This window comes from Metapseudomonas cellulosilytica (assembly GCF_049334135.1).
Taxonomy (GTDB): domain Bacteria; phylum Pseudomonadota; class Gammaproteobacteria; order Pseudomonadales; family Pseudomonadaceae; genus Metapseudomonas.
This window is the reverse complement of the sequence record NZ_JBHZGN010000015.1, coordinates 81996-98891: the sequence shown is the minus strand read 5'-3', so window position 1 is coordinate 98891 and position 16896 is coordinate 81996. Positions and strand designations below refer to the sequence as shown.

Here is a 16896-nt window from a genome sequence, read left to right as displayed (position 1 = left end):
CGACTTCATCATGAGCTATCAACTGTCTTCCAAGATCCTGCTGGGTGGTTGCCTGCTGCTCGTTTCCAGCCTGGCGTCCGCCGGCATCACCCTGGGCAGCACGCGCGTCGTGCTCAGCGCTCCCGCCAAGGAAGCCTCGGTCCTGGTCAAGAACCAGGCGAGCCAGGACGTCATGATCCAGTCCTGGATCGAGGCCGAAAGCGCCGCCGGAAAACAGGACGTCCCGTTCGCCATCACCCCCGCCCTGAGCCGTTTGGGCAGCAACAAGCAGCAGAACCTGCGGATCCTCTACTACGGGCAAGGCCTGCCCACCGACAAGGAATCGATGTTCCGCCTGAACGTCCAGGAAATCCCGCAGAAGGCGAAATCCGAGAACACCCTGCAGATCGCCCTGCGCCAGCGGATCAAGTTCTTTTATCGCCCGGCCGGGCTGCCAGGAACGGCCGCAGAAGCGCCCGCCGCCCTGAAATGGCGCCTGACCGGCCAGGGCCTGGAAGTGACCAATACCTCGGCCTTCCACGTTTCCTTCGGCCAGGTGAAGTTCATCAGCGCCGGCAAGCCCTACAGCGTGGACGCGGACATGATCGCGCCGGGATCGACACTCCAACTGAGTATCAAGAACTTCCCCGGAAATACCTCCGGCACCTCCCGGAAAGTCGAGTTCGACAGCATCAACGACTATGGCGGCATCGATAAGCACACGAGCGAATTCACCAACTAAGTAGCAAGTTTCATCGCTCTCACATCAACCCCAGAACTCAATCAGCACATTTCAAAAGAGTTATTCCCGCCGGCACGGAGGAATTCGACTCAAGGGATAGTTACATGGCCAATTTCATGAAAAAGTTCAATTTCAAGATTGCCGCCTATTCCGGGTCGTCCTGTTTCCTGGCCCTTGGCCTGACCATGCCGGGCGACATCCTGGCCGCGGAATTCAACGAGCTGTTCCTGAACCAGAGCGGCGGAGCGGTCGAACTGGAGTACTTCGAAAAGGGCAGCAGCGTGCTGCCGGGCTCCTACAGCGTCGATATCTACCTGAACCATGAGCTGGTCACCCGCCAGGACATCAACTTCGCCGCCGATGCCACGACCGGCATCGTACGGCCCCTGATCCAGCTGGGCCTGCTGAAATCCCTGGGCGTGGATGTCGCCCGGCTGATGCGGGAAAACATCCTTCCGGTGAACCTGGAGGACGCCGCGCCGCTGGATGTTGCCGCCACCATCCAGGGCGCCTCGGTGGAATTCGAGGTCACCGAGCTGGCCCTGATGATCAGCATCCCCCAGGCCTACGTCCGGAGGAACGCCCGCGGCTACGTCGACCCCTCGCTGTGGGACGATGGCATCACCGCCTTGTTCAGCAACTACCAGACCAACTTCAGCCGCAACATCCAGGACGGCCGGACCAGCGATTACCGCTACATCGGCCTGCGCAACGGTTTCAACCTGCTGGGCTGGCGGCTGCGCAACGACTCCTCCCTGATCGGCGGGACGGGCATGCGCAACACCTTCCGCAGCAACCGCACCTACGCCGAACGGGACATCCGCAGCCTCAAGGGCACCCTGGCCCTGGGCGAGCTCTACAGCCCGGGCGAGATCTTCGACAGCGTGCGCATGCGCGGCGTGCAACTCAATTCCGACATCGGCATGCTGCCCGATAACGAGGCCGGGTACGCCCCGGTGGTCCGCGGCATCGCCGAAACCAACGCCACGGTGGAAGTGCGCCAGAATGGCTACGTGATCTACTCCACCAGCGTGACGCCGGGGGCCTTTGAGATCAGCGACATCTACCCCAGCGGCTCCAACGGCGACCTGGAAGTCCGGATCATCGAAGCCGACGGGCGCGAGCGCACCTTCCAGCAGTCCTTCTCCTACCTGCCGGTAATGACCCGGCGCGGCAACCTGCGCTACAGCTTCGCCGCCGGCCAGTACCAGACCGACGGCCACGCCTCGCCCAACTTCACCCAGGGCACGGCGGTCTACGGCATGACCGACGACCTCACCGGCTACGGCGGCGCTGTGGTGGCGGAAAAGTACAACGCGACCAACCTCGGCGTGGGCGTCAACACCCCCGTCGGCGGCCTGTCCTTCGACGTCACCAACAGCCAGTCGAAGACCCGCAACAGCGGCAAGAACCAGGGCCAGAGCGCGCGCTTCCTCTACTCCAAGACCCTGGCCGCCACCGACACCACCTTCACAATGGTCGGCTACCGCTACTCCACCGAGGGTTACCGTACCCTGAACCAGCACGTGGAGGACATGGACTATGTCACCGGCACGAGCGTAGGCCGGCAGAAGAGCCGTTTCGACATGAACATCAACCAGACGCTCTACGGGCATGGTTCGCTGTTCCTCGGCGTGGGCGAAACCAACTACTGGAACCGCCAGGGCAGCACCCGCCGCTGGCAGTTCGGCTACAGCAGCAGTGTGCGGTCCGCCAGCTACAGCCTTTCCGTATCCCGTACCCAGGACTCCGGCCCGGCGGCGCAGTCGGATACCCAGTTCACCGCCTCCATCAGCATTCCCCTCGGCAGCAGCGCCCGCTCGCACCGGGTCAATGCCAGCGCCATTTCCTCGAACAATGGCGACTCCAGCCTGCAGAGCAGTGTTTCCGGCTACCTGGACGAGGCGAACACCGTCAACTACGCCGCCCAGGCCAACTACAGCGATCGCATGGGCAGCTCGGGCAGCCTGGGCATCGGCTGGGATACCCCGAAGTCCAAGCTGAGCGCCAACTACAGCCAGGGACGCGACAACAAGCACATGGACCTGAGCGCCGCGGGTTCCGTGGTGCTGCACAGCGGCGGAGTGACCTTCGGCGCGCCAGTGGGAGAAACCTTCGCCCTCATCGAGGTACCGGAAATCCGCGGGGTCGGCATCGACGGCCAACGGGCCATCCGCACCGACCGCAAGGGTTACGCCGTGGTGCCCTATGCCCAGCCCTACCGCTACAACTGGCTGAACCTGGACACCAATACCCTGGGCAGCGATACCGAAATCGCCGACAACGCCCAGATGGTCGTGCCCACCCGGGGCGCCATCGTCAAGAGCCGCTTCGCCGCCGAGTCCGGCCGGCGCGTGCAGTTCGACCTGAGCCAAGCCGACGGCCAGGAGATTCCCTTCGGCGCCCAGGCACATGACGAGCAGGACAAGGTACTGGGCATGGTGGACAACCTGTCCCGCCTGCTGGTGTTCGGTATCGAGGACCAGGGCCGCCTGCTCATTCGCTGGAGCGACGGCGCCTGCACCATCGACTACCGCCTGCCGCCGGCGAACAAGGAACTGGCCTACGAACGGGTCGCCGCGTCCTGCCGTCCTTCCTCCACCGAGCAACCGCTGTGAAAGGCCGAGGAGTTAACGCCATGATCTCCACCGCTCTGAACAAACTGATCCTCGCCAGCCTGACCCTCAGTGCCAGCCTGGCGTGGAGCAATGCCTTTGCCGTCTGCGAGCCCCAACACAGCGGACTGGAGAAAACCATCACGCTGCCCGCCACTATCTCCATCAAGTCCGCCAAGATCGGCAGCGTGCTGGCATCGAGTACCTACAGTCTTTGGGGGAGCAGCAATGGTTACATCTGCAGGAACCAGGACGTAGTGAAAGTCGCCTTCGATGGCGGACTGGAGCTCTCCGACTACTCGAAGGTCTACAAAACCAGCATGAAGGGTGTCGGGATCAAGGTCGGCCTGACACTGGGAGGCTCCACCGCCTACTACGCCCCCTATAGCTGGACCACGACCAGCGGGTCTCTATACACGGCTCCGGGCTCCGTGGTCGTCGAGCTGGTCCGCATCGACACCGGCGTGGCCTCGGGAACCTTGTCCACCAACTTCAACGTGACGCTCTCCGGGGGTGGAATGACCTACACGATCAAATCCACGGGCAGTACGAAGGTGGAAAACGATGTGCTGTTCACCGGTTGCACGGCGCTCGATACCGTAGTCGACGTGCAGATGGGCCAGGAGAATATCGAACGCCTCAAGACGGGCCGGGTCGCGGTGCGGCCGTTCAATTTCGACGTGCGCTGCAATGGCCTGAAACCCACCACCACCGTACCGGTGAAGGTCTATTTCGCCGGCAACTCCACCACCGACGGGATGCTCGCGCTCTCGGGCGCAGGGAAGTCGGGCGTGGCCAGCGGCATAGGTATTTCCCTGGTCAACGACAAGGGCGTCAAACTGCCCTTCGACAAGGCGCGCGCAATCAGGATCGAGCACCACCGATCGGATGAGGAAGGCGAGATCTACCGCTTCTCCGGCACCGCCAAATACGCCCTGACCAGTGGCGAAGTCAAACCGGGCAAGGCCGATGCCACCATGACCTATGTGATCGATTACAACTAGGCCACCTGTAGGGCTACGATTTGCTCACCTTGTAGGGGCGATTTCAATCGCCAAGCGGACCGCAGGTTCGCCCTTGAGGATCGCCTGGGGGGCAGCTTCGCCGCCCTTGGCGAATGAATTCGCCCCTACAGCCGATCATGCGGCCGCGCCGTCCTCCATTCGAAGCCCGAGCTACGCTTCTGTTCCTAGCCCAGCAACTCCACCGCCGGCAGCTGCATGGCCGAAACTTCGGCCTGGAGGAAGTCGCGTAATCGGCGCAAGCGCTCCTGGCCGCTGCGGGCGCGGGGCCAGACCAGATAGTAGCTGTCGCCGCTGGCCACGGCGGTGGGCCAGGGCAGGCCGATGCGGCCTTGGGTCACATCCTCGGCCACCATCACCAGGTCGCCGATAGATACGCCATAACCCCGCGTGGCGGCCACGATGCCCAGCTCCAGGGTATCGAACACCTGGCCTCCCTTGAGGGACACCGCGTCCGCCATTTCCATCCGCTGCAGCCAGCGTCGCCAGTCGCGGCGGTCCGGCGTGGGGTGCAGCAGTTCCGTGGCCTGCAGGCGCTCCAGCGTCCAGGGCTCGGCGGCGGCGGAGGGCTCGCAGACCGGGATCAGCCATTCGCTGAACAGCAGCGTCACCTCCCAGTCCTGGTTGAAATGGCCGTCGCTGAGCAGCACCGCGCAGTCGAAGGGCTCGTGCTGGAAGTCCACCTTGTCCACATCCATCCAGGCGCTGGTGAGCTGCACCTCGATGTCGTCATGGAGGTGGCGGAAGCGCGACAGGCGCGACAGCAGCCAGCGCATGGTCAGGGTGGAAGGCGCCTTCAGGCGCAAGGTGGCGTCGTCGATCCGCAGGGTGATGCAGGCCCGTTCCAGGGAGTCGAAGCCCTCGCGCAGGCCAGGCAAGAGCATCCTCGCCGGCTCGGTGAGTTGCAGGCTGCGCCCCTGGCGCTCGAACAGGCGGCAGGAGAAGTGTTCCTCCAGGGTGCGGATATGCCGGCTCACCGCGCTCTGGGTGATGGCCAGCTCCTCGGCGGCGCGGGTGAAGGAGACATGGCGGGCGGCGGCCTCGAAGGCGCGCAAGGCGTAAAGCGGGGGCAGGCGGCGGGACATGAGGCAATCCATGAGTCAAAGTCATGTGAGGCATCATTTTTTTCCTTTTGTGCCGCCGCTTCAAGGCTCGGAAAATTGCCGAATCTCCAGCCGGCCAAAGGGATTGGTCGGCGTAGCAAAACAGTGAGCCTTACTCATGCCGCAACGCATTCGCAATGAACTGGTGGCCATCCTGCGCCTGGCCGGCCCGCTGATCGCGGCCCAACTGGCCCATGTGCTGATGGTGTTCACCGATACCGTGATGATGGGCCTGATCGGCCCGGACGCCCTGGCCGGCGGCGGACTCGGTGCGTCCAGCTATTCCTTCGTGTCGATCTTCTGCGTCGGGGTGATCGCCGCCGTGGGCAATCTGGTCGCGATCCGCCACGGCGCGGACGACGCTTTGGGCGCCACGCGGCTGACCCAGAGCGGCCTCTGGCTCGCCCTTGGCATGGCACTGGCGGCGGGCCTGCTGCTGTGGAATCTGAAGCCCATCCTGCTCGCCTTCGGCCAGGCACCGGAGAGCGTGGAAGGCGCCATGCAGTTCCTTTCCACCCTGGTCTTCGCCCTGCCCGGTTATCTGGGCTTCATGGCCCTGCGCGGCTTCACCAGCGCCATCGGCCGGCCGGGGCCGGTGATGGCCATCAGCATTGGCGGCGCCCTGGCCAACTTCCTGCTCAACTACGCGCTGATCCACGGCCTGTTCGGCCTGCCTCGCCTGGGCCTGGCCGGTATCGGTCTGGTCACCGCCCTGGTGATGAACGCCATGGCGCTGCTGCTCACCTGGCATATCGTGCGCAACCCGGCCTACGCCGCCTACCCGCTGCTCAAGGGCCTGCTGCGGCCGTCCCGCGAAGCATTGACCGAGCTGGTGCGCCTGGGCCTGCCCATTGGTGGCACCTACGCGGTGGAGTCCGGCCTGTTCGCCTTCGCCACCCTGTGCATGGGCGCCCTGGGCAGCGCTCAGTTGGCGGCGCACCAGATCGCCATCCAGTCGGTGTACGTGGCCTTTATGGTGCCGGTGGGGATTTCCTACGCGGTGACCTTCCGCATCGGCCAGCACTACGGCGCCGGCCGGCTGGAAGACGCGCGCCGCGCCGGGCGCCTGGGCATCGGCTTCGGCGCGGCGTGCATGCTGGCCTTCGCGATGCTGTTCTGGGTCGCGCCGGAGCTGGTGGTAGGGCTGTTCGTCGACCACGAGGCGAAGGAGTTCCAGGACATTGTGCAGCTGGCCGTGAGCCTGCTGGCCGTGGCCGCCTTGTTCGAGCTGTTCGACGGCATCCAGACCATCGCCATGGGCGCCATCCGCGGCCTCAAGGATGCCAAGACCACTTTCTTCGTGGGCCTCGTCTGCTACTGGCTGGTGGGCGCGCCGGCGGCCTGGCTGCTGGCCTTCCCGCTGGGCTGGGGCGCCGTGGGCGTCTGGTGGGGCCTGGCCCTGGGCCTGGCCTGCGCGGCGCTCGGGTTGACCCTGGGTTTCGAATGGAAAACGGCGCGGTTGCTGCGGCCTGTGGATAACCCGCTGGCGGCCCCGATAGCCAACCCGTAGGGTGCGCTGTGCGCACCGCAAACGCCGACCACCACAAATGACGTCTGCGCGCGGCTCCACATCCCTCACCCCCGGCCCCTCTCCCTGAAGGGAGAGGGGTGACTCAAGGCCGACCACCGAGCCTGGCCGTAGGATGGGTGGAGCGGAGCGATACCCATGCGGAAAGAGCTGATGGGTATCGCAAGCTCGCGGAACGCCGCCCGACCCATCCTACGGAGAGCCATGCGGCAGTTGGTTGTTCCGTAGCCCGGGCCGTAGGTGGTGGGTTCGAAGCGCACCGGGCACGGCCAATACCCCGCGCGGTTGTCATCGGTGCGCACGGCGCACCCTACGGGACTACCGCCGTCAGGATTCGTGACTGGCGAACAGCGCCTGGCGCGAGCTGAATACCAGGAAGCGCGCCAGCTCAGGCAACGGCAGGGGGCGACTGATCCAGTAGCCCTGGGCCTGGTCGCAGCCGAACTGGCGCAGCAGGGCGAGTTGCTCGGCGTTCTCCACACCCTCGGCCACCACTTCCAGCTTGAGGTTATGCGCCAGGTTGATCATGGCCTTCACCAACTGGCAATTCTCCGGGCGGTCGTGCATGCCGCCGACGAAGCTCTTGTCGATCTTCAGCAGCTCGATGGGCAGGCTGTTGAGGTGGACGAAGGAGGAGAAACCGGTGCCGAAGTCGTCCAGGGAGAAGCGCACGCCCAGGCGCCCCAAGGCGTCCATGGTCTGGCGCACCTGCTCGCTGCGGCGCATCACCGCGGTTTCGGTGAGTTCGAACTCGAGCCAGCGGGCGTCGACGCCGCGCTCGTGGATCAGCCGGCTCAGGGTGGCCAGTAACTGGCTGTCCTGGAACTGGCGGAACGACAGGTTCACCGCCATGTGCAAGGGCGGCAGGCCGCGCCCGCGCAGCCATTGCATGTCACGCAGGGCACGGGAGATCACCCAGTAGCCCAGTGGCACGATCAGGCCGCTTTCCTCGGCCAGCGGCACGAATTCGGCAGGCGTGAGCAGTCCGCGTTCGGCATGGCGCCAGCGTACCAGGGCCTCCAGACCGAGGATGCCGCCAGTCTTCAGACACAGCCGCGGCTGGTAGTGCAGCTCCAGTTCGTCGCGGCGCAGGGCGCGGCGCAGCTCGCTTTCCAGGTCGGCGCGGCTACGCGCGCTGCGGTTGATGCGTTCGTCGAAGACATGGAAGGTGCAGCCCTGGCTGGCCTTGGCCTGCTGCATGGCGATATGGGCGTGCCACATCAGTGGATCGGCGCCTTCGCTGACGCGGGAGTGGGCGATGCCGAGGCTGCAGCCCAGCAGCAGGCTTTCGCCGTCCACCTGATAGGGCTCGGCCAGGGCTTCGGCAATGCGCTCGGCGACCTGTTCGGCGCGGGCCGGGTCGCGACGGACATCCAGCAACAGGGCGAACTCGTCGCCACCCAGGCGCGCCAGCTGGTCGCCGGCATGCAGCTCCGCCTTGAGCCGCGCCACCACCTGCAGGATTACGCGGTCGCCGGCCTGGTAGCCAAGGGCGTCATTGGCATGGCGGAAATTGTCCAGGTCCAGGTGGCCGAGGGCCAGGCCGCGCCCTTCGAATTCCGCCAGACGCGCCGCAAGCAGGGTCTGGAAGCCCTGCCGGTTGGCGATACCGGTGAGCGGGTCCTGCTCGGCCAGGCGCTCCAGGGTGTGCTGCAGGTTGCGTCGTTCGCGGACGTGGCGCAGGGTGCGGCGCAAGGTGTCGACGCCCATCTGCCCGCGTACCAGCCAGTCGCTGACGCCCCGGGGCGCCTCCTCGGGCTCCTCCTCCAACAGCAGGACGATCGGGAGTGGGCAACGCCCGGCAGCGGGAAGCAGGCCAGGGGTGCAGAGCAACAGGGCGCGATCGGAGTCGTCCACCATGCCGCTGCAGGCGTCCCAGGAGGTGGCGGTGATCAACGGGGATGCGCCGCCCATCGCCGCGAGGAGTTCGCGGAGCAATTCCGTCCAGACTGGCGATTCCGCCAGCAGGAACATGCGCATGGGCTCGACGAGGGCGGACAAATGACCTCCCCAAGGTCATGGATACGACGGCGCGATGCGCCAAATTGCGCCATTTCGGCGTCGTTCTTTCCACGCCTCCCTGCGCGGCCTTACCCACATTCCTGCGGAAGGCGTAGCCATCGTACTGCCTGCGTGGAAATTTCCAAGCAAAACCCGCCAGCAAGTGCAGCTGCGTCACAGTTGCCCAGAGGTACTTCGGTACAACCCTGCCGGCCTGCTAGAATGCGCGGCCATTCCCCTCTTACCAGCCCCAGCATGTCCCGACTCAACCCCCGGCAGCAGGAAGCCGTGAATTATGTCGGTGGTCCCCTATTGGTGCTCGCCGGTGCAGGCTCCGGCAAGACCAGCGTGATCACCCGGAAGATCGCCTACCTGGTGCAGCAATGCGGGATCCGCGCGCAGCATATCGTCGCGGTGACCTTCACCAACAAGGCGGCGCGCGAAATGAAGGAGCGTGTCGGCACTCTCCTGCGCGGCAGCGAGGGCAAGGGCCTGACGGTCTCCACCTTCCACAACCTGGGCCTGAACATCATCCGCAAGGAGCATTCGCGGCTGGGCTTCAAGCCGGGTTTCTCGATCTTCGACGAATCGGACATCAAGGCGCTGCTGACAGACATCATGCAGAAGGAATATGCCGGGGATGATGGCGTCGACGAGATCAAGGGCTACATCGGCAACTGGAAGAACGACCTGATCCTGCCGGAGGAGGCGCTGGCCAAGGCGCGCAATCCGAAGGAGCAGACCGCCGCCGTCGTCTACATGCACTACCAGCGCACGCTCAAGGCGTACAACGCGGTGGACTTCGACGACCTGATCCTGCTGCCGGTTAAGCTGTTCCAGGACAACCCTGACATCCTGGAGAAGTGGCAGCACCGCGTGCGCTACATGCTGGTGGACGAATACCAGGACACCAACGCCAGCCAGTACCTGCTGGTGAAACTCCTGGTGCAGCACCGCGCGCAGTTCACCGTGGTGGGCGACGACGACCAGTCGATCTACGCCTGGCGCGGCGCGCGCCCGGAAAACCTGATGCAGCTGAAGGAAGACTTCCCCTCGCTGAAGGTGGTGATGCTGGAGCAGAACTATCGCTCCACCAGCCGCATCCTCAAGTGCGCCAACATCCTCATCGCCAACAACCCCCACGTGTTCGAGAAGCAACTGTGGAGCGAGATGGGCGTGGGCGACCCGATCCGGGTGATCCGCTGCCGCAACGAGGACGCCGAGGCCGAGCGCATCGCCATGGAAATCCTCACCCTGCACCTGCGCACCCAGCGGCCCTACAGCGAGTTCGCCATCCTCTACCGGGGCAACCACCAGGCCAAGCTGATGGAGCTCAAGCTCCAGCACCACCAGGTGCCGTATCGCCTGTCCGGTGGCACCAGCTTCTTCGGCCGCCAGGAAGTGAAGGACCTGATGTCCTACTTCCGCCTGCTGGTGAACCCGGACGATGACAACGCCTTCCTGCGGGTGATCAACGTGCCGCGCCGGGAAATCGGTTCCACCACCCTGGAGAAGCTCGGCAACTACGCCACCGAGCGCGGCATCTCGATGTACGCCGCCAGTGACGAAATGGGCCTGGCCGAGCACCTGGACGGCCGCTTCACCGACCGCCTGCAGCGCTTCAAGCGCTTCATGGACGGCGTGCGCCAGCAGTGCGCGCAGAACGATCCCATCGCCGCCCTGCGCAGCATGGTGATGGACATCGACTACGAGAACTGGATCCGCCAGAACGCCTCCAGCGACAAGGTCTCCGACTTCCGCATGGGCAACGTCTGGTTCCTCATCGACGCCCTGAAGAACACCCTGGAGCGCGACGAGGAAGGTGGCATGACCATCGAGGAAGCCATCGCCAAGCTGGTACTGCGCGACATGCTCGAGCGCCAGCAGGAAGAAGAGGAAGGCGCCGAGGGCGTGCAGATGATGACCCTGCACGCCTCCAAGGGCCTGGAATTCCCCTATGTGTTCATCATGGGCGTGGAGGAAGAAATCCTCCCCCACCGCTCCAGCATCGAAGCCGACACCATCGAAGAAGAACGCCGCCTGGCCTACGTGGGCATCACCCGCGCGCGGCAGAACCTGGCCATGACCTTCGCCGCCAAGCGCAAGCAGTACGGCGAGATCATCGAATGCTCGCCCAGCCGTTTCCTCGAGGAACTGCCCCAGGAAGACCTGGAATGGGAAGGCATGGACGACGCACCGGTGGAGGTGAAGGCCGCGCGCGGCAACACGGCCCTGGCGGACATCCGTGCCATGCTCAAGAAGTCGTAATCAAAGCATCCCGGCACCAGACCGGGCCATACATGAGGGTAAGGGCGTGGAAGCGCTGAAACAGAAGATTCGTGAAGAAGGCATCGTACTGTCCGAGCAGGTATTGAAGGTCGACGCCTTTCTCAATCACCAGATCGATCCGCGCCTGATGCAGTTGGTGGGTCATGAGTTCGCCGAGCGCTTCAAGGGCCAGGGCATCACCAAGATCGTCACCATCGAAGCCTCCGGCATCGCCCCGGCGGTGATGGCCGGCCTGGAGCTGGGCGTGCCGGTGATCTTCGCCCGCAAATTCCAGTCGCTGACCCTGAAGACCGATCTGCTGATCTCCAAGGTGTTTTCCTTCACCAAGCAGACCGAAAGCACCATCGCCATCTCGGCCCGGCACCTGACCGCCGCCGACAATGTGCTGGTGATCGACGACTTCCTCGCCAACGGCCATGCGGCCAAGGCGCTGATCGACCTGATCCGCCAGGCGGGCGCCAGCGTCGCCGGCATCGGCATCGTGATCGAGAAGTCCTTCCAGGAAGGCCGGAGCCTGCTGGAAAGCGAGGGCTACCGCATCGAGTCGCTGGCGCGCGTGGCCTCGCTGGCCGATGGTCAGGTGAGCTTCCTCGACTGAATCTGGACCGGTCGTTCCGTCGTTTGCGGACAGGCCGAATGATGGGTATCGCAAGCTCGCGGAACGCCGCCCGACCCACCCCACGAAACGGGCGCCGATCTCTTCCGTAGGATGGGTGGAGCGGAGCGATACCCATCGATGGCGGTCGAACCGGACGTCGACCGGACTGCGACACCAGGTCGCAGCGAGCAGGCACAAAAAAAGCCGCCCGAGGGCGGCTTTTTTGTCGATGGCGGCGCTGTTACAGGCCGGACATCTTCTTGATGGCGCCTTTCAGCTCATCATCGGTGCAGTCGGCGCAGGTGCCCTTCGGCGGCATGGCGTTGAGGCCGGAAATGGCCTTGGCCAGCAGACCGTCGACGCCACCGTCGCGGCCGGCGCGCTCTTTCCACGCAGCAGCGTCACCGATCTTCGGCGCGCCCAGCACACCAGCGGTGTGGCAGGCGCCACAGTGTTTGGCGATGATGTCGTCCGGCGTGCGAGCACCGCCGCCAGCGGCAGCAGCTACGGCGCCGACACCTTTGCATTCCTGACCCTGTACACAGACCTCGCCTACCGGCTTGATGCGCTCGGCGATCGCGTCGTCGGTCGCGGCCTGGGCGCTAACAGCCCACAGAGCCAATACGGCAGCGTGAGCCGCCAGCATCTTCTTGATTAGGTTCACCCTTACACCCTCATCGTGGCTAGTTTCGCCCGCGGCCACGGTTTCGCGAGCGGGCGCAAAGTATATACGGTTACTCCGTCGCGCTGAAACAACCCAACATGTCGCAGGGATATGGGCGGGACGGGGATGGAATTCAGAAATTGGCCGGCGTGGTGGCGCTGATCAGGCGGGCCGGGGCGTCGAACGGATTGCGGAAGCGGTGCGGCTTGCTGCTTTCGAAGTAGTAGCTGTCACCCGGCTCGAGGACGTACACCTCGCTGCCGATGGTCAGCTCCAGGCGGCCTTCCACCAGCATGCCGGCCTCTTCGCCGTCATGGGCGTACATCTCGTCGCCGGTGTCGGAACCCGGCGGATAGGTTTCGTCGAGGAAGGCCAGGGCACGACTGGGATGAGCCTTGCCCACCAGCTTCATGGTGATGGCGCCGCTGCAGATATCGGTAAGCTCGGAAGCCCGATAGACGACCTGGACCTGGTTTTCATGTTCCAGATCGAGGGAGAAGAATTCCACCAGCGACATGGGAATCCCCCCCAGCACCTTCTTCAGCGAGCTGATGGAAGGGCTGACGCTGTTCTTCTCGATCATGGAAATCGTGCTGTTGGTGACACCCGCGCGCTTGGCGAGCTCACGCTGGGACAGGCCTTTCAGCTTACGGATGGCTTGCAGTCGAACACCAACGTCCAATGGCGGGATCCTCCTCGGGATCAGGGGTGGTCACAGTCGCCGTATCATGGCAACAGCGTTCAGTATTTACAACACTCGGGCCGTCAATACTGCGCAAAGATTCCCCTTCCCAAGGACTTCCCGGGAAAAACCGGATTAGATGCGGCCAACGTCGGCGAAATGATGAATTTCCTGATCACTTCGCCGTGAAATCGGCGTCAGACGTAGACCAGCGGCACCCGACGCAGGTTGCAGAAGATCTGGTAGGGAATGGTTCCGGCGTGGACGGCGACGTCACTGGCCAGAACCTGCTTGCCCCAGAGTTCCACGCGACTGCCGAGGCCCGCCTGGGGCAGGTCGGTGAGGTCGACGGTGAGCATGTCCATGGAGACGCGACCAATCAGCCGGCTCGGCTGGCCGTCGATGGTCACCGGGGTACCGGTGGGGGCATGGCGCGGGTAGCCGTCGGCATAACCCATGGCCACCACGCCGACGCGGGTCGGGCGCTCGGTGACGAACTTCGCGCCGTAGCCCACCGGCTGGCCGGCGGGCAGTTCGCGCACGCTGATGATCTTCGATTCCAGGGTCATCACAGGCTTCAGGCGCTCGGCCAGGGGGTGGGCCACTTCGAAGGGCGTGGCGCCGTAGAGCATGATGCCCGGGCGCACCCAGTCGCTGGGCACCTGGGGCCAGCCGAGTACGGCCGGCGAGTTGCGCAGGCTGACTTCCGCCTCGAGACCGGCGCGGGCCTGCTCGAACACCGCCACCTGCTCGGTGCTGCTGGCGCAATCGAGCTCATCGGCACGGGCGAAGTGGCTCATCAGGACGATCTTCTCCACCTTGCCGCTGGCCGAAAGGCGCTGCCAGGCGTCGCGGTACTCGGCCGGGTGCAGGCCGACGCGGTGCATGCCGGAGTCCAGCTTGAGCCAGACGGTCAGCGGCTTGCGCAGACTGGCGCGCTCGATGGCCTCCAGTTGCCAGCTGGCGTGCACCACGGTCCAGAAGTCGTGCTCCTGGATCAGTTCCAGTTCTTCGGCCTCGAAAAAGCCTTCCAGCAGCAGGATCGGCTTACGGATGCCCGCCGCCCGCAGTTGCAGGGCTTCTTCGATGCAGGCCACGGCGAACCCGTTGGCTTCGGACTCCAGCGCCTGGGCGCAGCGCACCGCGCCATGGCCGTATGCGTCGGCCTTGACCACGGCCAGGGCCTTGGCGCCACTGACTTCACGGGCGAGGCGGTAGTTGTGGCGCAGGGCTTCGAGATCGATCAGGGCACGGGCGGGACGCATGGCGAGGGCTTCTTCTAATTGATCGGGTGGAAAAAACCCGGCACGAATGCCGGGCTGAGCAAGAAACTTAGGGAAGCGCGGCGATGACCGTCATCTCCACCAGCACGTCGGGCGAATACAGCTTCGCCTCGACGCAAGCACGGGCCGGAGCGGCACCTTTCGGCACCCAGGCATCCCACACCGCGTTCATCGCGGCGTAGTCGGCTTCCATGTCCTTCAGGTAGATGGTCACCGACAGGATGCGGCTCTTGTCGGTGCCGGCCTCGGCCAGCATCGCATCGATGGCGGCCAGGGTTTCTCGGGTCTGCTGGCCGACACCCGCGCTGTGCTTCTCATCCAGCTGGCCGGCCAGGTAGACCGTGCCGTTGTGGATGACGATTTCGCTGTAGCGGGTTTCAGTGCGCAGGCGCTGGATTTGCATTGTTCGGGGTCTCCTTGGAATTGCCATAACGGAAGATGTCCAGGCCTTCGGCGCTGATCTGCGGACGCTTGCGCGCCATCAGGTCGGCCAGCAGGCGGCCGGAGCCGCAGGCCATGGTCCAGCCAAGGGTACCGTGTCCGGTGTTGAGGAACAGGTTGCGGAACGGGGTGGCGCCCACGATCGGGGTGCCATCCGGGGTCGCCGGGCGCAGGCCGGTCCAGAAAACGGCCTGGGACAGGTCGCCACCTTCCGGGTAGAGGTCGGCGGTGATCATTTCCAGGGTGTCGCGGCGCGCCGGGTTCAGGTCCAGGTTGAAGCCGGTGATCTCGGCCATGCCGCCCACGCGGATGCGCTTGTCGAAGCGGGTGATGGCGACCTTGTAGGTCTCGTCGAGAATGGTCGAGGTCGGAGCCATGTCCGGATTGGTGATCGGCACGGTCAGCGAATAGCCCTTGAGCGGATAGACCGGCGCCTTGATGCCCAGCGGTTTGATCATCTGCGGGGTGTAGCTGCCGAGGGCGAGCACATAGCGGTCTGCGGTTTCCAGCTTGCCGTTGATCCAGACGCCGTTGATGCGGTCGCCGGCGAAGTCCAGGCGCTCGATGTTCTGGCCAAAGCGGAATTCCACGCCCAGCTTCTCCGCCATCTCGGCGAGGCGGGTGGTGAACAGCTGGCAGTCGCCGGTCTGGTCGTTGGGCAGGCGCAGAGCACCGGCCAGCTTGTGCTTGACACTGGCCAGGGCCGGTTCGACGCGGGCGATGCCGTCGCGGTCGAGCAACTCGTACGGCACGCCGGAACGCTCGAGCACGGCGATGTCCTTGGCCGCGGCGTCTACCTGGGCCTGGGTGCGGAACAATTGAGTGGTACCGAGGGCGCGGCCTTCATAGCTGATGCCGGTTTCAGCGCGGAGCTCGTCGAGGCAGTCGCGGCTGTACTCGGACAGACGCACCATGCGCTCCTTGTTCACCGCATAGCGGGCGGCGGTGCAGTTACGCAGCATCTGCGTCATCCACAGGTACTGGTCGATATCACTGGTGGTGCGGATGGCCAGCGGCGCGTGCTGCTGCAGCATCCATTTGACGGCCTTCAGCGGCACGCCGGGCGCCGCCCAGGGCGATGCATAACCGGGGGAAACCTGGCCCGCGTTGGCGAAGCTGGTTTCCATGGCCACGGCGTTCTGACGGTCGACCACGACCACCTCGAACCCCGCCTGGGCCAGGTAATAGGCGCTTGTCGTACCGATCACACCACTGCCAAGGACCATCACACGCATGTCTGTCTCCATTCGCAGCGGGGAATTCGCTGCGTTTGTTATTTTGAGCGTCAATGGCGCGCAGTATAGGAAGACAGTCCCAGTGATATTCACTATATAGATAGCTATATTTGGCGATAAATCTCGGCTGAATGGGCTTCAACGGAGGGGCATCCACCATGCGTACGCAGCATCAATCCCGTCGTGAACTGGACAAGATAGACCGGAATATTTTACGAATCCTGCAGGAGGACGGCCGGATCTCCTTTACAGAGCTGGGCGAGCGCGTGGGCCTGTCCACCACGCCCTGCACCGAGCGCGTCCGCCGCCTGGAGCGCGAGGGCATCATCCTCGGCTACAACGCCCGCCTTAACCCGCAGCACCTGAAGGCCAGCCTGCTGGTGTTCGTCGAGATCAGCCTGGACTACAAGTCCGGCGACACCTTCGAGGACTTCCGCCGCGCCGTGCTCAAGCTGCCTCACGTGCTGGAGTGCCACCTGGTGTCGGGCGACTTCGACTACCTGGTGAAGGCGCGGATCAACGAGATGGCCTCCTACCGCAAGCTGCTTGGCGACATCCTGCTGAAGCTGCCCCACGTGCGCGAATCCAAGTCCTACATCGTCATGGAAGAGGTGAAGGAATCGCTGAATCTGCCGATTCCGGACTGATTTGTTACGAGCGTCCCGAACCCCTTGGCAGGCCAAGGGGTTCGTCTTATCCTGCCCGGGCGTTAAA

The 16896-nt window shown here is 64.4% G+C and carries 14 protein-coding genes; 7 read left to right on the top strand and 7 right to left on the bottom strand.

Features of this window, described 5'->3' with window-relative positions; translation table 11 throughout:
• The first annotated feature begins 10 nt into the window (after positions 1–10).
• The 3 genes from ACFW0H_RS19265 to ACFW0H_RS19255 all read left to right on the top strand — a co-directional run bounded on the left by ACFW0H_RS19265 (position 11) and on the right by ACFW0H_RS19255 (position 4340).
• Positions 11–721: a fimbrial biogenesis chaperone gene (locus tag ACFW0H_RS19265; RefSeq protein ID WP_422915466.1), complete on the top strand. Its 711-nt coding sequence runs from the start codon at positions 11–13 to the stop codon at positions 719–721.
• Positions 722–825: 104 nt separating this feature from the next.
• Positions 826–3339 (top strand): fimbria/pilus outer membrane usher protein, encoded by a 2514-nt coding sequence (locus tag ACFW0H_RS19260; RefSeq protein ID WP_422915465.1) that lies wholly within the window; start codon positions 826–828, stop codon positions 3337–3339.
• Positions 3340–3359: 20 nt separating this feature from the next.
• Complete coding sequence (locus tag ACFW0H_RS19255; RefSeq protein ID WP_422915464.1) at positions 3360–4340, top strand: fimbrial protein; 981 nt, start codon at positions 3360–3362, stop codon at positions 4338–4340.
• Positions 4341–4525: 185 nt separating this feature from the next.
• Here ACFW0H_RS19255 and ACFW0H_RS19250 read toward each other — a convergent pair whose 3' ends face one another.
• Positions 4526–5443, bottom strand: coding sequence for a LysR substrate-binding domain-containing protein (locus ACFW0H_RS19250; protein WP_422915463.1), 918 nt, complete (start codon positions 5441–5443; stop codon positions 4526–4528).
• 136 nt (positions 5444–5579) lie between these two features.
• Here ACFW0H_RS19250 and ACFW0H_RS19245 point away from each other — a divergent pair, with 136 nt between their 5' ends.
• Entirely contained in the window at positions 5580–6971 is a 1392-nt protein-coding gene (locus ACFW0H_RS19245) for a NorM family multidrug efflux MATE transporter (RefSeq protein ID WP_422915462.1), read from the top strand.
• Positions 6972–7316: 345 nt separating this feature from the next.
• On the opposite strand, the gene ACFW0H_RS19240 is transcribed toward ACFW0H_RS19245, so the two are convergent.
• Positions 7317–8990, bottom strand: a complete 1674-nt coding sequence (locus ACFW0H_RS19240) for a putative bifunctional diguanylate cyclase/phosphodiesterase (protein WP_422915461.1) — start codon at positions 8988–8990, stop codon at positions 7317–7319.
• Positions 8991–9245: 255 nt separating this feature from the next.
• Between ACFW0H_RS19240 and rep the strand changes: the two genes are divergently transcribed.
• Both rep and ACFW0H_RS19230 read left to right on the top strand, forming a co-directional pair.
• Positions 9246–11258 carry a DNA helicase Rep gene (gene rep / locus ACFW0H_RS19235; protein ID WP_422915460.1) on the top strand — a complete coding sequence of 671 codons (2013 nt, stop codon included), beginning with the start codon at positions 9246–9248 and terminating at the stop codon, positions 11256–11258.
• Between the two features lie 46 nt (positions 11259–11304).
• Positions 11305–11877, top strand: a complete 573-nt coding sequence (locus ACFW0H_RS19230; protein ID WP_422915459.1) for a xanthine phosphoribosyltransferase — start codon at positions 11305–11307, stop codon at positions 11875–11877.
• A gap of 241 nt (positions 11878–12118) precedes the next feature.
• Here the strand turns inward: ACFW0H_RS19230 and ACFW0H_RS19225 are convergent, their stop codons facing one another.
• The 5 genes from ACFW0H_RS19225 to dadA form a co-directional block, all read right to left on the bottom strand.
• A complete protein-coding gene (locus ACFW0H_RS19225) occupies positions 12119–12541 on the bottom strand; it encodes a c-type cytochrome (protein WP_422915458.1) in 423 nt (140 codons plus the stop codon).
• Positions 12542–12674: 133 nt separating this feature from the next.
• A complete protein-coding gene (locus tag ACFW0H_RS19220) occupies positions 12675–13223 on the bottom strand; it encodes a cupin domain-containing protein (RefSeq protein WP_422915457.1) in 549 nt (182 codons plus the stop codon).
• A 197-nt stretch (positions 13224–13420) separates the two neighbouring features.
• A complete protein-coding gene (gene alr / locus ACFW0H_RS19215; protein ID WP_422915456.1) occupies positions 13421–14488 on the bottom strand; it encodes an alanine racemase in 1068 nt (355 codons plus the stop codon).
• A gap of 67 nt (positions 14489–14555) precedes the next feature.
• Positions 14556–14909: a RidA family protein gene (locus tag ACFW0H_RS19210; protein ID WP_422915455.1), complete on the bottom strand. Its 354-nt coding sequence runs from the start codon at positions 14907–14909 to the stop codon at positions 14556–14558.
• Positions 14884–16182, bottom strand: coding sequence for a D-amino acid dehydrogenase (dadA, locus tag ACFW0H_RS19205; protein WP_422915454.1), 1299 nt, complete (start codon positions 16180–16182; stop codon positions 14884–14886). The genes ACFW0H_RS19210 and dadA overlap by 26 nt, the downstream gene beginning before the upstream one ends.
• A 158-nt stretch (positions 16183–16340) precedes the next feature.
• Between dadA and ACFW0H_RS19200 the strand changes: the two genes are divergently transcribed.
• Positions 16341–16829, top strand: a complete 489-nt coding sequence (locus tag ACFW0H_RS19200; protein ID WP_016495366.1) for an Lrp/AsnC ligand binding domain-containing protein — start codon at positions 16341–16343, stop codon at positions 16827–16829.
• Positions 16830–16896: the final 67 nt, after the last annotated feature.